The sequence below is a fragment of the Corynebacterium sp. HMSC056E09 genome (genome assembly GCF_001813425.1).
GTDB lineage: Bacteria > Actinomycetota > Actinomycetes > Mycobacteriales > Mycobacteriaceae > Corynebacterium > Corynebacterium hesseae.
This window is the reverse complement of the sequence record NZ_KV812523.1, coordinates 1-1,384: the sequence shown is the minus strand read 5'-3', so window position 1 is coordinate 1,384 and position 1,384 is coordinate 1. Positions and strand designations below refer to the sequence as shown.

The window sequence follows — 1,384 nt, the reverse complement described above, 5'->3', positions numbered from 1 at the left end:
CGAGGTTGTCCATGCTGAACTGGTCTGCACCGCCAAGGAACGCGCCGGTGGTGTCCCGGTCAGCGGCTACAGGTCGGGCGGGTTGGTTGGTGGTGGTGCTGCGCGGGGGCTGGTCAAACCCGCGTGGTCGGGTTGCGTGTTCTTTGCGTATGGCGGTCATCATGTTTTTGACTGCGGTATATGACACTGCCCGCCGACTGCCGTCGTTGGCGGTCAGGCGTTGGCATGCTTCTTCCAGGATTGGTTTGTTGGCATGTTTGCCCATTGACAGCACGTTTCGGCAGGACTGGTATGCCTGGGCCGGGATGGCTTTCGCCGTAATGAGTTCTTCGATGACCTTGCGTGTTGCCGGGCCGGTTTTGCTGGCTTCGCGATAAAAGTAGTCGCTTGTCCACAGTCCACGGGTGGAGTCCATTCCAGATGGAATGTGCTCGTAGTCAGTGACATAGGCCCCACGCTTATGTGAAACCCGGTGGGTTGCCACGGTTGCCCCTTGGTCAAAGACGGTCAACATCTGGCCGGTGATGCGCACATCGACAGTGCGGCCAACAAGCTGGTGCGGAACGGAGTAGCGCACTGTTGCAACCGTGATATGGAAATCCGGGGCCACTTTTGCCCGTTTCCACTCGGTGTGTTGCCACGGGGTTGCCGGCAGATCCGCAAGCAGATGCTGTTCGTACTCTTCAAAGAGATCCCTGCGGCTTGACTGCTGGCTGCGAAACGGCACGGAGGCGTTGATTGCGTCGACGACGCCCACAATCTTTTCGTTGAGCTCGTCCAAATCAACACACTGGTGGCTATTAACCGCGTGGATGACTTTGTGTGTGACGATCTTTACCGCAGCTTCCACATTTGCTTTATCCTTCGGCCGACGCGCGCGTGTGGGAAGTGCTGCTGTGTTGTAGTGCTCCAAGAACTGCTGGTAGGTGTCGTTGACCTTCCGATTCCTATCGGCAGTGCTGATTGCGTTTGATGCCGTCGACGCGTTATCGGGGACAACAACCTGGCAGACCCCACCGAAGTAGTCAAACGCTTGGCGGTGTGCATCAAGCCAGGACTGTTGCCGCTGGTCAACACACGTACATGCAAAGAGCATCCCTGAATATGGCAGCGAAGCGACGAAAATGCTGACTTTCGCACCCGGTGTGCCCGCAGGGTCGTACAGGCGCATCTTGTTCCCTGCCCAGTCCACCTGCATCGTATGCCCTGGTGCATGGGTGATCCGGGCGGTAAGCCCGGCCGCGTCGACATGGCAGGCAACCAATTGGCGGAAACGGTCGTAGCTGTAATGACGCTGGCCCGGCTGGGCCGGCGTTGTGGTGTAGCGAGCCCACAATACTTGCAGTGTGAGCTTCACACGCCCTGTGCGTGCTTTGACGACCGC

1 protein-coding gene is annotated in these 1,384 nt (G+C 58.4%); it reads right to left on the bottom strand.

Annotation, left to right across the window (positions count from 1 at the left end; all coding sequences use genetic code 11):
• Positions 1–1,357: IS21 family transposase (gene istA, locus HMPREF2912_RS11640; protein ID WP_246816550.1), on the bottom strand; the 1,357-nt coding region annotated here is incomplete at its 3' end.
• Positions 1,358–1,384 lie beyond the last annotated feature (27 nt).